The organism is Clostridium sp. (genome assembly GCF_036781005.1).
Taxonomy (GTDB): domain Bacteria; phylum Bacillota; class Clostridia; order Clostridiales; family Clostridiaceae; genus Clostridium_B.
In genome coordinates this window covers 1-16,941 of the sequence record NZ_DAIQBT010000022.1, presented here as the reverse complement: position 1 = coordinate 16,941, position 16,941 = coordinate 1, and the positions used below count along the sequence as shown (strand labels likewise).

The following is a 16,941-nucleotide window of genomic DNA, read 5'->3' as shown; positions in this document are numbered from 1 at the left end:
TTTCTCCTTTAGATTATTTTATGAGGTGATAGATAATGAATATGATTATTAAAAATGGTATTATAATAACGGCTTTAGATACTTATAAGGGAGATATAGGTATAAAAAATGGAAAAATTGCAGCTATAGCAAGTTTGTTGGAAGATAAAAATGCCAAGATAGTTGATGCAGAAGGAAAATATGTACTTCCAGGTGCCATAGATGCACATACCCACCTTGAAATGCCCTTTGGAGGGACTGTATCTGCAGATGGCTATGAAGCAGGTACAAGAGCTGCTGCCTGTGGTGGAACAACTACAGTTTTTGATTTTGCACTTCAAAAAAAAGGAAATGGACTAATTCAAACTGCTAAGGAAAGAGATGAATTATGTGCACCTGCAGCTTGTGTGGACTATGCTTTTCATCTGGTGGTATCGGATTTGAGACCTGAAATTCTAGAGGAGTTAAAAATTTGTGTAGACTATGGAATACCTAGTTTCAAAGTATTTATGGTGTATAAAAAAGAAGGACTTATGGCAGATGACGGAGTACTTTGTCAGGTGCTTGAAAAGTCTAAAGAAATAGGTGCTATTATAGCAGTTCATGCAGAAAATCCTGATTTGATAGATATAAAGACGGAGCAATTTTTAAATGAGAGAAAAACTTCTCCTTGGTATCATTACCTTTCAAGACCGGAATTTGTAGAAGCAGAGGCAGATAAAAGAGCTATACACTGGGCTAAAGCCTTAAATGCCCCTTTATATATAGTTCATCTTGCAAATAAGGAGGGTATGGAAGAAGTCAAAAGAGCCAGAGATGAAGGATATGAGATATATGCAGAAACTTGTCCACAATATTTGTATTTTACCAATCAGGTTTATAAAAGGGAAGATGGAAGAAATTTTGTATGTTCCCCTCCAATAAAGGGAAAAGAAAGTCAGGATGCCCTGTGGCAGGGTATAAAAACCGGGGATATTGCAACTATAGCTACAGATCACTGCCCTTTTCAAAGTTATGAAAAGGATTGGGGAAAGGATGATTTTACCAAGATACCAAATGGATGTATGGGAATAGAGAATATGTATCCTTATATGTTAAGTGAGGCTAATAAAGGAAGGCTCTCTTTTAATAAAGTAGTAGAAGTGTGTTCTACAAATCCTGCCAAAATATATGGATGTTTTCCTGAAAAAGGCAGTATTGCAATAGGTTCAGATGCGGATATTGTGGTGTATGATCCTCACAAGGATTTTACTATTTCCAAGGAAAATATGCATTCAGATGTGGATCATACCATATGGGAAGGAGTTAAGTTAAAAGGATATCCGGTTATGACATTTTCAAGGGGAAGATTAGTATTTAAAGAAGGAGAATTTTTAGGAGAGCCTGGTTGGGGGAAATTTTTGAAGAGAAAGGGGAGAAAATAATTTTGGAAGATAAAATAAAGTTTAAAGAGGTAGTGGAAGAAGTAACAAGATGCCTTTTATGCCATGATCCTCCCTGCAGTAAGGCATGTCCTGGTAAAAAGTCTCCCTCTGATATTATAATGTCTTTAAGATTTAAAAATTACAAGGAAGCTTACTGTAAAACCATGGAGGATTTCACTAGGGCAGGAGAGTGTGGACTTGCCTGTAATAATAAGATGTACTGTCAGAGAAATTGTATAAGAGGCAAAATTGACAGGCCTATAAAAATAAAGATGATACATGAATTTTTATATAAAAAATATTCAAAATTGAAGGAGGGTAGATAAATGAGAAATCTTTCAATAGAATTTTGCGGTATAAAATGTGAAAATCCATTTTTTCTATCCTCCTCTGTAGTGGGAAGTAACTTTGAAATGTGTTCTAAGGCATTGGATATGGGATGGGCAGGGGTGGCATTTAAAACTATAGGATTTTATGTTCCAAATGAGGTATCTCCAAGGTTTGACGTAATAGGTAAAGAAAATTTGCCTTTTATAGGTTTTAGAAATTTAGAGCAGATTTCAGACCATCCTTTAGAAGAGAATTTGGAGCATATGAAAAAATTAAAACAAAAATATCCTGAGAAAATTTTAGTTGCATCTATTATGGGAGAAAGGGAGGAAGAGTGGACTGAACTGGCCAAGTTAGTTACCCAAACAGGAGCAGATATAATTGAGTGCAATTTTTCCTGTCCGCAGATGTCTTCACAGTCCATGGGGGCGGATGTGGGTCAAAATTCTAATCTTGTGAAAAATTACTGCAGGGCAGTAAGAAAAGGGACTTCCCTGCCTATACTTGCTAAAATGACCCCTAATCTTTCAGATATTACAATACCTGCAGCTGCCTCTATAATAGGAGGAGCTGATGGAATAGCTGCTATAAATACTATAAAAAGTATAACCAGATTAGATTTAAATAAATTTTCACCTTATCCTATAATAAGTGGAAAATCATCTGTATCTGGATATTCAGGAAAAGCTATAAAACCTATAGCACTGAGATTCATACAGGATTTGGCCAAAAGTCCTAAACTTAGAGGAGTTCCTATAAGTGGTATGGGTGGAATAGAAACATGGGAAGATGCAGTAGAATTTATACTTTTGGGAGCTTCAAATATTCAGGTTACTACGGCTGTTATGCAATATGGATACAGAATAATAAAAGATTTAATTAGTGGGTTATCTTATTATATGGAAGAGAAGGGCTTTGATAAACTAGAAGATTTGGTAGGTTTTGCACTTAAAAATGTAGTTCCGGCAGATGAACTGGACAGAAGTTATGTAGTGTACCCAAAGTTTACATATGAAAATTGTGTGGGCTGCGGAAGATGTTATATATCCTGTTATGATGGAGGTCATCAGGCCATAAAATGGGATTATGAAAATAGAAAACCTTCATTGTTAGAAAATAAATGTGTAGGATGTCATTTATGTGTGAATATATGTCCCGTAGAGGACATAGTATCGGGGGAAAAGACTAAAAAAATTATCTGACCCAGAGAAACAAGCTGTAAGTAATTTTACAGTTTTGTTTTTAATTTAAGGAATAATTTTATATATATTATCAAATTAGGAGAAAAGCTTTCATACAATAATAATAGTAGTAATATGGAAAGGTATGGATTATGGCAAGGAGAGATGGGTATTATGTTCAATTAGATGAAACAGCTGAAAACATGTTGAGGGCAGGAGATTTTTTAGGCTGTGGACACAATGGTATAGTGTATTTACTTAAAGATAATAAAGTTATTAAAATATTTAAAGATAAAAATATCTGTAAAAATGAATATGATCTTTTAAAAAAAACTGAAAAAAGCAAATATTTTCCCAGGGTGTATTTCCATGGCCCCTACTATATTATAAAGGATTATGTAAAAGGCGAGAGACTTGACTATTATATTAAAGAAAATGGCATAAATGAAAAAATATGCTGTGAGGTTATTGAACTGATCAAGGAGTTTCAAAAACTTCAATTTACTAAAATTGATATACGCTGTAAGGATTTATATATTGCTAATGATTATTCTATGAAAGTCATAGATCCCAGAAATAACTATTCAAGAGGAGGAAACTACCCAAGACATCTTATGAAGGGGCTATATAAATTAGGGGTATTGGATGAATTTTTAAAAATAGTGAAAGAACAATATAATCAGGTATACAGAGAATGGAGCTTTAAAATCAAAAGATATTTATATAGAGGAGTAAAATAAGTAATCATAAAGGAACTAATTTATTTACCCTTTAACACATATTTGAGGTATAATTATTTGGAAACACTGTTAAAGGTAATAGGATACAAATGAAATTTTAAGGAGAGGATGAAAAATAGAATATGGTTTTCATAGTAACAGCATTATATTGTGAAGCAAAGCCATTTATAGATGGCTTTGCTTTAAAAAAGTATAATCTTATAAATAAATTTCAGGTGTTTAAAAATGAAGAAGTTGTTCTTGTAATAACTAAAGGAGGGGCTATAAATACTGCCTGTGCATGTATGCATATTATAGATAAATTTGAAGCTAATGCCTATGATACTTTTGTAAATATAGGAGTGTGTGGCAGCAAATATAGTACTGTTGATATTGGTACTACAGTACTTTGTAACAAAATAACTGAGAATACATCAAAAAAGGATTTTTATCCAGATATGATTTTTAAGCATCCTTTCAAAGAAGGAAATTTGGAGAGTTTCCCAAGAATAATTAAAGAAGAAGATGCTAAACATGTAAAAGGGGATTTTGTGGATATGGAGGGAGCTGCTTTTTTTCAGGCGGTATCCATATTCATTCCTCCTCACAGGATATACTGCTTGAAAGTAGTGTCTGATTATTTAAAGGGTGAGAGTTTAACATCTTTGCAGGTTACGGAGTTAATTTATAGGAATTCGGAGAAAATATGCACATGGATAAGGGATGTTTATAAACAGTATGCAAAGCCCTTTGATATATTGGATGAAAAAGATATGAATTATATAAATGAAATAGCAAGTAATTTAAATTTATCTGTTTCCATGCAGCATAAACTGAAAAGACTGGCCAAAGGATATAAACTCAGAAATGACAATTTAATATTGGCTCTTGAACCCTTTACCCAAATTTATTGTAAAACTAAAGTTGAAAGGAAGATGTATTTTGAAAGACTTGTATGGCAGTTGGAATCTATATAGTTTTTCTCATATTTATGTGGAAGAAAAAGCCTTAAATAATGAAAATACAAAATATATATTATCTAAGTTTAAAAATTCCAGTATAGTAAAAATACATCATTACAAAGATGTTTTTTCAAGACATAATCAGGATTTTGTACTTCAAAAGAAAAGTCCAAAACTAATATTGGCTTGTAAGGAAGGAAGTCTTATTTATAAGGGAGCCAGGGTATGTGAAAGCTTTGGAAATAATTATTTTTATTATACCTCTTCCATGATGAATTGTGTCTATAACTGTGAATACTGTTATCTTAAAGGAATGTATCCTTCTGCCAATATAGTGATATTTGTGAATTTAAATGATATTTTTAATGAACTTAAATGTTTTTTAAGAGAGCATCCCATATATTTATGCATATCCTATGATACAGATCTTCTGGCTTTTGAAAATATAACCGGATTCACTAGAAAATGGATAGAATTTGCTTCTCTCTATCCCAATCTGAAAATAGAAATCAGAACTAAAAGTTCTAATTTTAAGAGTATAGAAGATATAGCACCAGAATCTAATGTAATACTTGCCTGGACCCTTTCTCCAGAGGAAATTATAAAAAAATATGAACAAAACACTCCAGGGCTAAAGTTTAGATTAAATAGTTTGAAATCCGCTCTTTCTAGGGGATGGAAAGTGAGAATTTGTTTCGATCCCCTTCTTTATGTACCTGGATGGGAGAGGGATTATGAAAAATGTGTGGAGGATACCTTCAAGGATATTTCTGCATGGCAGTTTGAAGATGTAAGCATTGGAGTATTTAGAATTGCAAAGAATTATTTTAAGAAGATGGAGAAAATTAATCCCTGGTCCCCTCTGCTTTCATATCCTTTTAAAAATGTAGAAGGGGTGTATACTTATTCAGAGGAACACCATAAATCTATGGTGGATTTTATGTATAATGCGGTAAGTAATTATGTTAAAAGAGAAAAGATATTTTGTACATAGGGAAGGTGAATTATGAAAACTGCGATTGTGACAGGAGCTTCTTCGGGAATAGGATTTGAAATTTCAAAAATGCTTCTATCTATGGGTTATAAAGTATACGGCTTTGGAAGAGATTTTTCTAAAGTGGATTTTTATGATTCCAATTTTGTTCAGGAAGTTTGCGATATTACAGAGGTAAACGCTTTTGTAAAAATTATAGACAAAATTAAAAAAGAAAACCAGGTATGTTTATTGGTGAATAATGCAGGGGTGGGATATTTTGGACCCCATGAAGAATTGAATCCTGAAAAGATACATAGTATGGTTTCAACTAATTTGGAAATACCTATGGTGCTTTGCAATGTTCTTTTAAGGGATTTAAAGAAAAATAAAGGAATAATTATAAATATATCTTCAGTTACTGCAAAATATATAAGTACCTATGGCTGTACTTATGCTGCCACAAAGGCAGGATTAACCCACTTTTCAGAAAGTCTTTTTTCAGAAATCAGAAAAACTGGAGTGAAGGTAGTTTCTATTCATCCCGATATGACAAAGAGTAACTTTTATAGAAACGCAAATTTTAGTGAGGATGACAGTGACAGTGATTTCTATGTAGACAGCCAGGTTATAGCAGATATAGTAAAATCCATATTAATGCAAGACTCCAATATAGCTGTAACAGATATTACCATAAGGCCTCAAAAACATAGAATAAGAAGAAAATAACTTCCACAAAAGTCATGAAATATTTAATTAATGGTGTATAATTTTAATTAGACATTATTAAAGGAGGTATTTTTTATGAAAAGAAAAATAGGCATTATTGGAATGATGCTGGTGTTTGTCATTTCTATTTTATTTGTTACTGGTTGTTCTAGTAAGAAGGGCAGTTCTGGAGAATCCACTAAGATTAAAATAGCAGTTTTAAAGGGGCCTACCGGCATGGGCATGGCAAAGCTTATGGGGGATAAAGATAATTATGACATTACTGTATACGATTCCTCAGATGAGATAGTATCTAAAATTGTAAATGGACAGTTGGATGCAGCTGCTGTTCCCTCTAATTTGGCATCTGTATTATACAATAAGACAAAAGGACAGATTCAACTTGCAGGTATAAATACACTGGGAATTTTATATATAGTGGAAAACGGAAGTACCGTAAAGGATATAAAGGATTTGAAAGGTAAAACTGTTTATTCCAGTGGAAAAGGTTCTGTACCTGAATTTGCATTGAACTATATATTGAAAGAGAATGGATTAACTGCAGGAGAGGATGTAATAGTGGATTACAAGATGAATCACAGTGATTTGGCTGCTGCAGTGGCATCTAAAAAGATTAACCTGGCAGTATTACCAGAGCCTTTTGTAACTACCGCTAAAATGAAGGATAGTGACCTTCAAGTACCTATAGATTTGACAAAAGAATGGGACAAGGTATCCCAGGGAAAAGGCAAGCTTATAATGGGAACTTTTATATTTAGGAAATCTTTTATAGAGGATAGATCAAAGGATGTAGATGCTTTTTTAAAGAAATATAAGGAATCTGTGGATTTTGTAAATAATAATAAAGTAGAAGCATCAAAACTTATAGAAAAATATGGCGTCATTCCAAAGGCAAAGGTAGCAGAGGAAGCAATTCCAAAGTGCAATATAGTATTTATTAGTGCTAAAGAAGGCAAGGAGGATCTTCAAAAATTCTATGAAGTGTTAAATGAAAATGATCCAAAGTCTATTGGAGGAACAATTCCAGATGAAAACTTCTATTACATCGGAAACAAAAATAATTAAAAAGATAGGTATATTAATATTTTGGATATTAATTTGGCATGTATGTTCTGTTTTTATAAATGAGGAACTTCTTTTGCCTTCTCCTTTTCAAGTATTAAAATCTCTTGTATTACTTATGGGTAAATTTTATTTTTGGAAAAGTGTCTTAAGCAGTGTAATAAGGGTTATAATTGGAATTTTGCTCTCTGTGATTATAGGCATTGTACTTGGGTTAACAGCTGGGCTTAACAAATTTTTTGAAGAACTTTTGGAACCTGTTATAGTTACTGTAAAGGCAACTCCTGTCATATCCATAATTATTATAGCCCTGGTGTGGTTTAGTTCATCTAATGTAGTGATTTTTACAGCTATACTCATATGTTTTCCCATAGTATATACTAATGTGATTCAGGGAGTAAAAAGTATAGATAAAAGCCTTATACAGATGGCCGTTGTATTTAAAGTAAAAAGGAAATATATACTTAAAGACATATATTTACCCTCCATAAAAAATTATATTGTATCGGGAATACTTATGTGTATGGGAATTGGATGGAAGGTTTCGGTGGCTTCAGAGGTTTTGAGCATCCCAAGGTACTCTATAGGGCTGAATCTTTTAAGTGCAAAGACTACCTTGGAAACAGCAGAGCTATTTGCATGGACTATTGTAGTAGTTATTTTAAGCTTTATGTTTGAGAAGGTATTTAAATATTATTTACAAAGGTGACAGAGATATGGTAGTGGAACATGAACATAATTATGAGGTGATAATTAAAAATTTGAATAAATCCTATGATGGAGCTTCTGTTTTTTCTAATTTGAATATGAACTTTATAAAAGGTAAAATTGCAGTTATTTTGGGGCCATCAGGCTGTGGAAAAACCACTCTTTTAAATATTATAAGCGGCATTGAAACAAATTACAGCGGAGAAGTCCTATTGAGAAATAGGAGTATATCCTATGTGTTTCAAGAAGACAGACTTATCCCTTATTTCACAGTATATAAAAATGTTGAATTTGTACTAAAATCCACCTTGGATAAAAATGAAGTGAACATAACTGTAAATAAATTTTTAGACATGGTTGAATTATTGGAGTATAAAGATAAGCTTCCAGATAAATTGAGTGGGGGAATGAAAAGAAGGGTTGCCCTAGCAAGGGCCATTGCCTATAAAAGCAGCTTGATTTTAATGGATGAGCCTTTTAAGGGTATGGATGACAGACTGAAAAGCAGTGTAATAAAAAAATTTTTAATTCACCAGAGAGAAACAGGCAGAACCGTTATATTGGTAACTCATGACAAGGGTGAAGCTGAGATTATGGGAGATAAGGTCTATTTTCTGTAATTAGTTGACTAATAACCTATTATAGTGTAAAATTACACTATAATAGGTTATTGTTATTTTAAAAGGTAAAATTGCTGTTTTGATTTAATTGACTTGCCATTAATTATCCACACTTTCAAGAAGATGGAGGCCTTGGCACAGTGTTCAGCCTTGGGATAAATTATTTTATTGCTCACTAAATGCTTCATAAGGGGGAAAAATCAATGAACAGAAAAAAGGTAAGTGGAATTATTGCTATAATTATGATTTGTTCTATTTTAGGTATTTCAAGCAAAAAAATATATGCTGATAATACTAAAAATAGCCAAATTTCAGTAATTACACCCGTGAAGGAAAGCAAAATATCAGTTCCAACAGCAGAACAAATTAAAGAAAAAAAACATTTTCAAAAATTAAAGGATATTTGTAAAGAGACTCAGCCAGAATCATTGCAAACGATGGATCCAATAAAAAGTGCAGATCTGATAAATACAAAAATAAATACATACTTAAATGCAATGGATACCAATACATTATTACTCACTATAGCAGAAACAGCAGATGAATTGTCTCAATATAATGATTCATCAGGTTTAACTATATTTTCAGCTGTTGTCCAAAATAAATTGGTACCTAATTTATCATCAAGGGATTATATTCAACTTCTGAATTCTAATGATGTAAATACATATTTTAAGGTATTTATGATAGACACTGCCATATACTCTAAGAAAAACGATGAAAAATTTAATAGAAAGCTTAGAGAATTGGTTAAAGAAAATATGAATAATGATGAACTATTACAAAGTAAAGGTTCAAGTAAAATTACAGATGATTCATCCGCATTAAATTCTAAAGAAGAATTATTTAATTATTCTCTCCAAAGTATTAGCGATTATAATGCTAAAGATGTGCCTATGTTAAAAAACGTTTTGGATTTTGATAGATTTAATGATATGGCAAAAATGACGGCGTTATATAAACTAAGTGATATAGATAAGAAAACTACTGATAAATACTTAGATGATATTGTAAAAAATAAAGATAAATATACTGCCGGGGAAGAACAAGCCTCTTTGTTCATTTTATCTAAATATTTTAGAATATATGATGATAAGGAAAAATATAAAAGATTATTAATCAAAAATGCAGATGATATTTTTAAAAATAACCAATTATCTAATAGCAGTGAGGACTCCAAAAAATTAGTTGATGCAGCTGTGTTTGCTCTGGGAGAGACAAAAAATAAGGATTCCATAAGATTAGTTGGAAATAATATGAACTCTATTAATGATAATGCCATAGTAAGCTATTTTGTAGATATGAATTTTGTAATTATTAATGAAATGTTAGAGGATAATAACTCTAAGAATGATATAAAATTGGCTTTATCTCTGGCGGATACATCAAGATATATTGAATTTTCAGATAATTTGGAAAAGTTAAAAAACAATCCGGATAAAGAGATTTCAGAAAAAGCTGCAAGTATATTAGATAAATTGGATAAAAATTCCGACCAGTATGCTGGGTACTTATGGGAGTAAAATGTGTGCTGTTGAACTCCCTTTTATAGTATAATTGTTATAAAAGGTGATTTATAATATTTTTTTATAGGGTTATTAGCGGGAGGCAAGGAATGATACCAGCACTAAAGGAATATAAAAAGAGAAAGAAAAAATATAATCTATTGCTCAAGAAGCAGGAAAAATATATAGATAATTTGAATAATTTGAGATTTGTTACTTTTGTACTGGGATTTATAATTTTAATAAGAATGTATATATTAAAAAGACATTTTATGTTTAATTTTATAGTTTTAGTTGTGGTTATTTTGCTTTTTTATCTAACGTATTTATATAAAAAAGTGGAACGTAAAAAGAACTATTTGAGTGTATTATATGAAGTAAATAAAACTTCAATAAAACGATTGGAAGGGGAATGGAAAACTTTTCAGGATATGGGGGAAGATTTTATAGATAAAAACCATAATTATTCCTATGATCTTGATGTTTTTGGAAAAGGTTCTTTATTCCAATGGATAAATACAGCCCATACTCACATTGGAAGACAAAAATTGAAGAAAATATTGACAGAAAAACCTCAAAACAAACAGAATATATATGATAGACAATCTGCAGTTTTAGAACTTGGACAGAAAATATATTTCAGGCAGAGGCTTGAAGCAGAAGGAAAAGTAATTTGCAATAATAGACAGGATCCTAAAGAACTTTTTTTATGGATGAAACAAAGAAATAATTACATATTAAAAAATAAAGTAATTTGGATTTTGAGGATTTTGTCAGTAATAACCACAATAACTACTTTAACCTTACTGGTGAAAATGCTTTATTATATATTATCTGTTTTTTTTGGAACTTACAAAAGTGCACCGAAAATATTCTATATAATTCCTTATTACAGTCCTATTTTTTTGATTTTCATTCAATGTATTATTTTAAGGATAAAAAAAGAAGGCAGAATTAAAAATTTAATTGTTGCTGAGAAATACAATTATAACATAAAAGCATATAAAAATATGCTTACACATATAGAAAAACATAAATTTAAATCAGAGTATATTATGAATTTATATAAAGAACTTTATAATAACGGTGAAAGTGCATCTAAACAGATAGATGTTTTCTCCAAAATTTGTGAATCTATAGCCAATAGACGTAATATGGTATATTTCATTTTGAATCCTATTCTTATGATAGAATACCACTGGACTATTTCTATTGAAAGATGGAAGATACAATCAGGAAATAACTTTCAAAAGTGGATTAATATAATAGCAGAATTAGAAGTCCTATGTAGCATTGCAGTTATCAAATATGATAATCCTAATTGGAGTATGCCTAAAATTATAGATGGACCATCAAGAATCATAGCAAAAAATATGGGACATCCTCTTTTAGGAGAAAAAAGGGTATGTAATAATTTAAGGCTTGAAGAAACTTATCCAGTTATGCTCATAACAGGCTCTAATATGTCTGGAAAGAGTACATTTATGAGAACTATAGGAATTAATGTTATATTAGCTTATGCTGGAGCTCCCGTATGTGCAGAGCAATTCTATTGTACTATTATGGAGATGTATAGCTGTATGATAATAAATGACAATTTGGCACAAAATATATCTTCTTTTTATGCAGAAATATTAAAAATTAAAAGTATTGTTGAGGCCTCAAAAGAAGGGAAAAAAGTATTGTTTTTATTAGATGAAATTTTTAAGGGAACTAACTCAGGAGATAGGTATATTGGAGCTATAACTTTAGTAAATCAATTAAACAGAACAGGAAATTTGGGGGTTATATCTACCCATGATTTAGAACTAGGTGAAATGGTAAAGAATAAGGACTTAAAGATTAAAAACTATCATTTTTCTGAATATTATAGGGAGAATAAAATTTATTTTGATTATAAATTAAAGGATGGAATTTCCTCTACAAGAAATGCCGTATATTTGATGAAGTTAGCTGGGATTAAAATAGAATAAATTAATGAGGACGAATAGCATTTTTGTAAAAGGATTTACATACCTGATGAAAATATGGATAAGTCATCTAATATAGTGAGTATTGTTAATGTCAATAATTCTAAAATTATCATTTTGATATACTATTTTTGTTATGCTTGCATTTTCTATCTTTGTTATTTCGCTAAGACGATGTGAAGCGAATATAGAGATTAATGTCTTAATCGTAAATGCGTGCGTAACAACTAGAACGTTTCCTCCACCATTTAGTGAGGTGGTAGCTGCCATATTTTTAAAAACAGATCTCAATCTATTTTGTATTGTATGAAAGTTTTCCGCCCATGAAATTTTGTCAGAGTGAACAATTACTTCGGAAATTTGTGGCAAATTATCATTGAGTTGAGCTATATTGATTCCGGGTATACTTTGTAATATAATATTTAGTAAATTTTTATTAGATGTTCCTTCTAAGCTTCCAAATCCCCATTCTCTTAGTCTTTTATCACGGCATAATTTGATTTGCTTATTGCCACTTTCATTAAGTATAATTTCAGCTGTTTCAACTGCTCGTCCACTATCACTAGAATAAGCAGCTGCAAGTGGTGTGTCTTTTAATCCTTTTCCTAAAAGTCTTGCTATTTTGATTCCTTTTGGTGTTAATGGAGTATCTGACCATCCCTGAACTCTGTTCAATATATTGTACAATGTTTCACCATGTCTGGTCACATAAAATATTACTTTTTCATCCATACATATTCCTCCTTGTATAATTTAATTATATTAGTTATAGAATAGTTTGAACCGTTATTATTTAATAACTATAAACTTAAGAATATTCCTTTTGTCAAGACAATTTTTTAGTATATTTTTAGGTCAACAAACAGTATTCTAATGAAATATATTAATAATACTTTCTCCAAATTCATCTTACTTTCAAATGGAAATTATGTCAGGTATTTGCTATCATTAGGTTAGTATAATCAAATTTGACATAATATTTATTTAAAAGTATAATTTTACCATATAAAAGTAAATGACCGAACTTTTAAAATATATTTCGATAGGATCACTATACTTAAGACCTTGGTATGGTTTTTTGTAATTATAATAATTTAGGGATAAGCTCTAAATTTAATTGTTCCAGATAGTGATAAAATAAATGATTTACCTGATAATCCTTTGTATGTTGGTTTCACTTCAGGCACTACATCTCTTCCTAAGGCATTTTTACAAACACAGGATGCGTGGCTTAATAGCTTCAATGCAAGTACTGAGGAATTTGGAATAAAAAGTGGAGACTCGATCCTAATTACAGGACGATTAAACTATGGTTTTTCCCTATACCCTGCTATAGAGGGATTATTTAGAGGAGCGACTATATATATACTTAAAAAGCATGATATTTCTAAAATAAGTAAAATAATGACGGAAAGAACTAAACTTACGATATATTCTGTTCCGACTATACTCTTTGACATCGTACAAGAAATTGAAGAAAAAGATATTATCTGCAATAATGTTAATAAAATTATTACATCAGGGGCAAAGTTAGAAAATATTTTGAGCACTAAAATTAACAAATATATGCCAAATGCTAATATATTTGAATACTATGGAGCGTCTGAACTGGGTTTTGTTTCAGTTAGAAAATTATCTGAAAACAAAAATGCTAAGGGATCTGTTGGTGTACCATTTAAAGGTGTTGAAATACAAGTACGTAAGAGAAAAGACATGAATAGTAAAATCGGAGAGATATGGGTAAAGAGTAAATACATATCATTTGGATACCTATTTAATAACGGTACGCCAGCATTTCATAAAGATGGAGAATGGGCAACTGTTGGGGACTTGGGTTATATTGACAATTCCGAATTGTTTATTATAGGGCGCCAGGAAGATATGATCATATCAGGAGGGAATAATATCTATTTTTCGGAAATTGAAGACGTTTTAAAAAGTATGGATGGAATATCTGATGCTGTTGCAACTTGGAAAAATGATAAACGGTTAGGTCAATTGTTATGTGTAATTTTAATTACAAGTAAATCAATTACCTATACTGATATTTACACATATTGCGAGAAACATCTTCCACATTATAAAATACCTAAGAAATTTTACCAATGTACCTCGTTTTCAAGAAATAATAACGATAAAGTATCTCGTAAGATTATAACTGACAATATTGAGAGGGGAGAATATTATGAATTGCAATGAAAAATTAAAAGTTGAAGATATAAATGATAATTTTTTAGAAAAGATAAAGACTTTTGTAAATGATGTTTTAATTCCATCTGAAATGATTGTAGAAACAGAAGATACAATTCCAGAAAGCATTATAGAAAAAATGAAAGAGTTAAAACTTTTTGGTTTAACTATACCTAAAAAATATGGGGGACTAGAATTATCGCCTTGTTCTGAAATGGAAGTATTATTTGAATTTGGGAAGACATCACCTGCATTTGAGGCATATTTTGGTACAAACATCGGCATTGGTTCTCTTGCTATTCTATTAAATGGATCTGAAACACAAAAAGATAAATACTTGCCTGCAATAGCCAAGGGTGACATAATATCATCTTTTGCTTTAACAGAAGAAAATGCAGGTTCTGACGCTCATAGTATTCAATGCTTGGCAGAAAAAAAGATAATGGTTGGATATTGAACGGTAAGAAACGTTTTATAACTAATGCACCTGAAGCGGATCTAATTACTGTCGTGGCAAAAACCAATGATGATAAATTTGCTATTTTTTTAGTAACTAAAAACAATAAAGGGTTGAGTATTGGGAATATCGATAATAAAATGGGACATAAAGGTTCACATACTGCAGAAGTTGTATTAAAAGACTGTTATATTGACAACGAAGATATAATTGGGGAAATAGGAAATGGTATGAAAATTGTTATGGAAACTCTTACAAAAGGACGATTAAGTATTTCTGCTATAGCAGTTGGTATGTGTGAAAGGCTATTATCTGAGTGTACTATATACTCTAAAAAAAGGAAGCAATTCAATAAATCCATAAGCAGTTTCCAGTTGATCAAAAATATGCTAGCAGTTTCCGCTACTAAAACCTATGCTGCTAAATGTATGGTAAGAGATGCCGCTAAGAGATTGTCAAATGATGAAGACATTAAGGAAAAATATTCCATGTGTAAATATTTTTCAACGGAAACCTTGTGTGAGGTAGCTGATAATGCAGTACAAATATTCGGTGGAAATGGTTACCTGGCAAATAGCATTATTGAGAGCTTTTACCGTGATTCTCGACTTTTCAAAATTTATGAAGGCACAAATGAAATACAAAAGCTTATTATAGCCGGAGAACTTTTAAGAAAAAAAAGTGTGAAATAGCTATTTAAGTTTCGCATAGAATAAGTAGTATAGCAAACAAGCCCCATATGATTATTAAAAAATATCATAGGATTCGCTAATTCTAATCTAATGGGCTCATTATGTTTTGCATTATTAGATATCAAAAGGAGTTGTTATAAAAAATGAAAGACCAGTGTAAATTTCATCATACTTTCAGAGTCAGGTTCACAGAAACTGATCCACATAATCATGTGTTCAATGGTGTATACTATACATATTTTGATACTGCCATTACGGAGTATTTTAGGAGTCTTAAACTTTTAGATTGTCTAAACATGAACTCAAATAGCTTGTTTTTCGTATTAAAAACATCGGCTCGTTATTATCAGCCAGTAATGTTTGATGATTTAATTGATGTATATGTAAAAACATCACATATGGGCAATTCAAGTTTAACGTTTAATTTGTATGTATATTGTAAAAACGATGATTCATTAAAATGCGAAGGTGAAGTAGTGTGGGTATTTACAGATGCCGTTACACAAACTAAAAAGTCAATTGACAATAATATCCGAGATGTAATTTCCAACTTTGAGGGTTGATTTACAAAAAATTATAAAGATAAATCAAATTTTAGGAGAACTAATATGGATACAATAAAAGCAATAGAAGAACGAAGAAGTATAAGGAAATTTCAAAATAAAATGGTATCAAAAGAAATACTAGAAAAATTATTATTATTAGCAACTAAAGCACCTTCCGGTAAAAACCGTCAACCATGGAGATTTATCATTCTTCAAAACGTAAAAAAAAATGAGTTAGTAGATATTATGAAGAATGTGTTGAATTTACACAAAGAACAGAACACATTTATTGGAAGTTTCGAATTAAGCATCAATTCAATTAATGAAGCATCGGCGGTAGTTTTAGTCTTTAATGCATTTTCCAATTTCGAAAAAGACTATAACCACCATAGGTTGCTTACTGATATTCAATCAATAGGTGCATCTGTTCAAACACTCCTCTTAGCCGCACAGAATTTTGGATTAGGTACTCTTTGGATTTGCGATATTTTTTATTGTGATAAGGAGATATGTTCATGGCTAAATCGTAAAGATGAACTGGTAGCTGCGGTGGCTATAGGCTATCCAAATCAATCTCCATATCCACGTCCACGAAATTCTCTACAAGAAATTGCAAAATGGTTATATTAGGATAATTAAATTTGATTGTTCTTCTTTCTCGTATGGTACTCCGAACTCCATAATGGTGAGTATTGGTTTTATAAGGAGATGAAAAAGAAAAAATACAACCTTAGCATAATATATAATATATTTACACAAGGCAAATATTCTCTATAAATAGCTATATATTTTCATAAGGTTAACTTTATTCGATAGAAATAGGCTTTATTTAAAAAGCCTATTTTTAGGCGTAGTTCAAGTATGATGGAGATTTTCATTTAGAATAATATGGATG

Annotated in this window: 18 protein-coding genes; 17 read left to right on the top strand and 1 reads right to left on the bottom strand. The window is 31.0% G+C overall.

Translation table 11 applies throughout. The features are described 5' to 3' along the window. Nucleotides 1-35 precede the first annotated feature (35 nt). The 12 genes from hydA (at nucleotide 36) to V7Q02_RS10065 (ending at nucleotide 12,165) form a co-directional block, all read left to right on the top strand. A complete protein-coding gene (gene hydA / locus V7Q02_RS10120; RefSeq protein WP_333860895.1) occupies nucleotides 36-1,403 on the top strand; it encodes a dihydropyrimidinase in 1,368 nt (455 codons plus the stop codon). Between the two features lie 2 nt (nucleotides 1,404-1,405). Next, on the top strand, nucleotides 1,406-1,729 hold the full coding sequence (locus tag V7Q02_RS10115; RefSeq protein ID WP_333860894.1) for a hypothetical protein: 324 nt from the start codon (nucleotides 1,406-1,408) through the stop codon (nucleotides 1,727-1,729). Beyond that, the gene (gene preA / locus V7Q02_RS10110) at nucleotides 1,730-2,935 is read left to right on the top strand and encodes an NAD-dependent dihydropyrimidine dehydrogenase subunit PreA (protein WP_333860893.1); all 1,206 of its coding nucleotides are present in this window, start codon (nucleotides 1,730-1,732) and stop codon (nucleotides 2,933-2,935) included. A 131-nt stretch (nucleotides 2,936-3,066) separates the two neighbouring features. Continuing rightward, nucleotides 3,067-3,654, top strand: a complete 588-nt coding sequence (locus V7Q02_RS10105; RefSeq protein WP_333860892.1) for a protein kinase — start codon at nucleotides 3,067-3,069, stop codon at nucleotides 3,652-3,654. Nucleotides 3,655-3,776: 122 nt separating this feature from the next. Continuing rightward, complete coding sequence (locus tag V7Q02_RS10100; RefSeq protein ID WP_333860891.1) at nucleotides 3,777-4,610, top strand: 5'-methylthioadenosine/S-adenosylhomocysteine nucleosidase family protein; 834 nt, start codon at nucleotides 3,777-3,779, stop codon at nucleotides 4,608-4,610. Continuing rightward, nucleotides 4,576-5,589: an SPL family radical SAM protein gene (locus tag V7Q02_RS10095; RefSeq protein ID WP_333860890.1), complete on the top strand. Its 1,014-nt coding sequence runs from the start codon at nucleotides 4,576-4,578 to the stop codon at nucleotides 5,587-5,589. Before V7Q02_RS10100 ends, V7Q02_RS10095 begins: the two co-directional genes overlap by 35 nt. 12 nt (nucleotides 5,590-5,601) lie before the next feature. Further along, nucleotides 5,602-6,297 (top strand): SDR family oxidoreductase, encoded by a 696-nt coding sequence (locus V7Q02_RS10090; protein ID WP_333860889.1) that lies wholly within the window; start codon nucleotides 5,602-5,604, stop codon nucleotides 6,295-6,297. 75 nt (nucleotides 6,298-6,372) lie between these two features. Next, a complete protein-coding gene (locus V7Q02_RS10085; protein WP_333860888.1) occupies nucleotides 6,373-7,362 on the top strand; it encodes an ABC transporter substrate-binding protein in 990 nt (329 codons plus the stop codon). Further along, nucleotides 7,325-8,068 (top strand): ABC transporter permease, encoded by a 744-nt coding sequence (locus tag V7Q02_RS10080; RefSeq protein ID WP_333860887.1) that lies wholly within the window; start codon nucleotides 7,325-7,327, stop codon nucleotides 8,066-8,068. The genes V7Q02_RS10085 and V7Q02_RS10080 overlap by 38 nt, the downstream gene beginning before the upstream one ends. 7 nt (nucleotides 8,069-8,075) lie before the next feature. Then, nucleotides 8,076-8,687, top strand: a complete 612-nt coding sequence (locus V7Q02_RS10075; protein WP_333860886.1) for an ABC transporter ATP-binding protein — start codon at nucleotides 8,076-8,078, stop codon at nucleotides 8,685-8,687. Nucleotides 8,688-8,890: 203 nt separating this feature from the next. Further along, a complete protein-coding gene (locus tag V7Q02_RS10070; protein WP_333860885.1) occupies nucleotides 8,891-10,210 on the top strand; it encodes a hypothetical protein in 1,320 nt (439 codons plus the stop codon). A gap of 92 nt (nucleotides 10,211-10,302) precedes the next feature. After that, complete coding sequence (locus V7Q02_RS10065; RefSeq protein WP_333860884.1) at nucleotides 10,303-12,165, top strand: MutS family DNA mismatch repair protein; 1,863 nt, start codon at nucleotides 10,303-10,305, stop codon at nucleotides 12,163-12,165. Between the two features lie 63 nt (nucleotides 12,166-12,228). Here V7Q02_RS10065 and V7Q02_RS10060 read toward each other — a convergent pair whose 3' ends face one another. After that, nucleotides 12,229-12,894 carry a histidine phosphatase family protein gene (locus V7Q02_RS10060; protein ID WP_333860883.1) on the bottom strand — a complete coding sequence of 222 codons (666 nt, stop codon included), beginning with the start codon at nucleotides 12,892-12,894 and terminating at the stop codon, nucleotides 12,229-12,231. Between the two features lie 384 nt (nucleotides 12,895-13,278). Between V7Q02_RS10060 and V7Q02_RS10055 the strand changes: the two genes are divergently transcribed. The 5 genes from V7Q02_RS10055 (at nucleotide 13,279) to V7Q02_RS10035 (ending at nucleotide 16,676) form a co-directional block, all read left to right on the top strand. Beyond that, a complete protein-coding gene (locus V7Q02_RS10055) occupies nucleotides 13,279-14,361 on the top strand; it encodes an AMP-binding protein (protein WP_333860920.1) in 1,083 nt (360 codons plus the stop codon). Beyond that, nucleotides 14,348-14,809 carry an acyl-CoA dehydrogenase family protein gene (locus tag V7Q02_RS10050; protein WP_333860882.1) on the top strand — a complete coding sequence of 154 codons (462 nt, stop codon included), beginning with the start codon at nucleotides 14,348-14,350 and terminating at the stop codon, nucleotides 14,807-14,809. The genes V7Q02_RS10055 and V7Q02_RS10050 overlap by 14 nt, the downstream gene beginning before the upstream one ends. After that, nucleotides 14,773-15,501, top strand: a complete 729-nt coding sequence (locus V7Q02_RS10045) for an acyl-CoA dehydrogenase family protein (RefSeq protein WP_333860881.1) — start codon at nucleotides 14,773-14,775, stop codon at nucleotides 15,499-15,501. The genes V7Q02_RS10050 and V7Q02_RS10045 overlap by 37 nt, the downstream gene beginning before the upstream one ends. 143 nt (nucleotides 15,502-15,644) lie before the next feature. After that, nucleotides 15,645-16,064 carry an acyl-CoA thioesterase gene (locus V7Q02_RS10040; protein WP_333860880.1) on the top strand — a complete coding sequence of 140 codons (420 nt, stop codon included), beginning with the start codon at nucleotides 15,645-15,647 and terminating at the stop codon, nucleotides 16,062-16,064. 45 nt (nucleotides 16,065-16,109) lie between these two features. After that, nucleotides 16,110-16,676 carry a nitroreductase family protein gene (locus tag V7Q02_RS10035; protein ID WP_333860879.1) on the top strand — a complete coding sequence of 189 codons (567 nt, stop codon included), beginning with the start codon at nucleotides 16,110-16,112 and terminating at the stop codon, nucleotides 16,674-16,676. The last annotated feature ends 265 nt before the right edge of the window (nucleotides 16,677-16,941 follow it).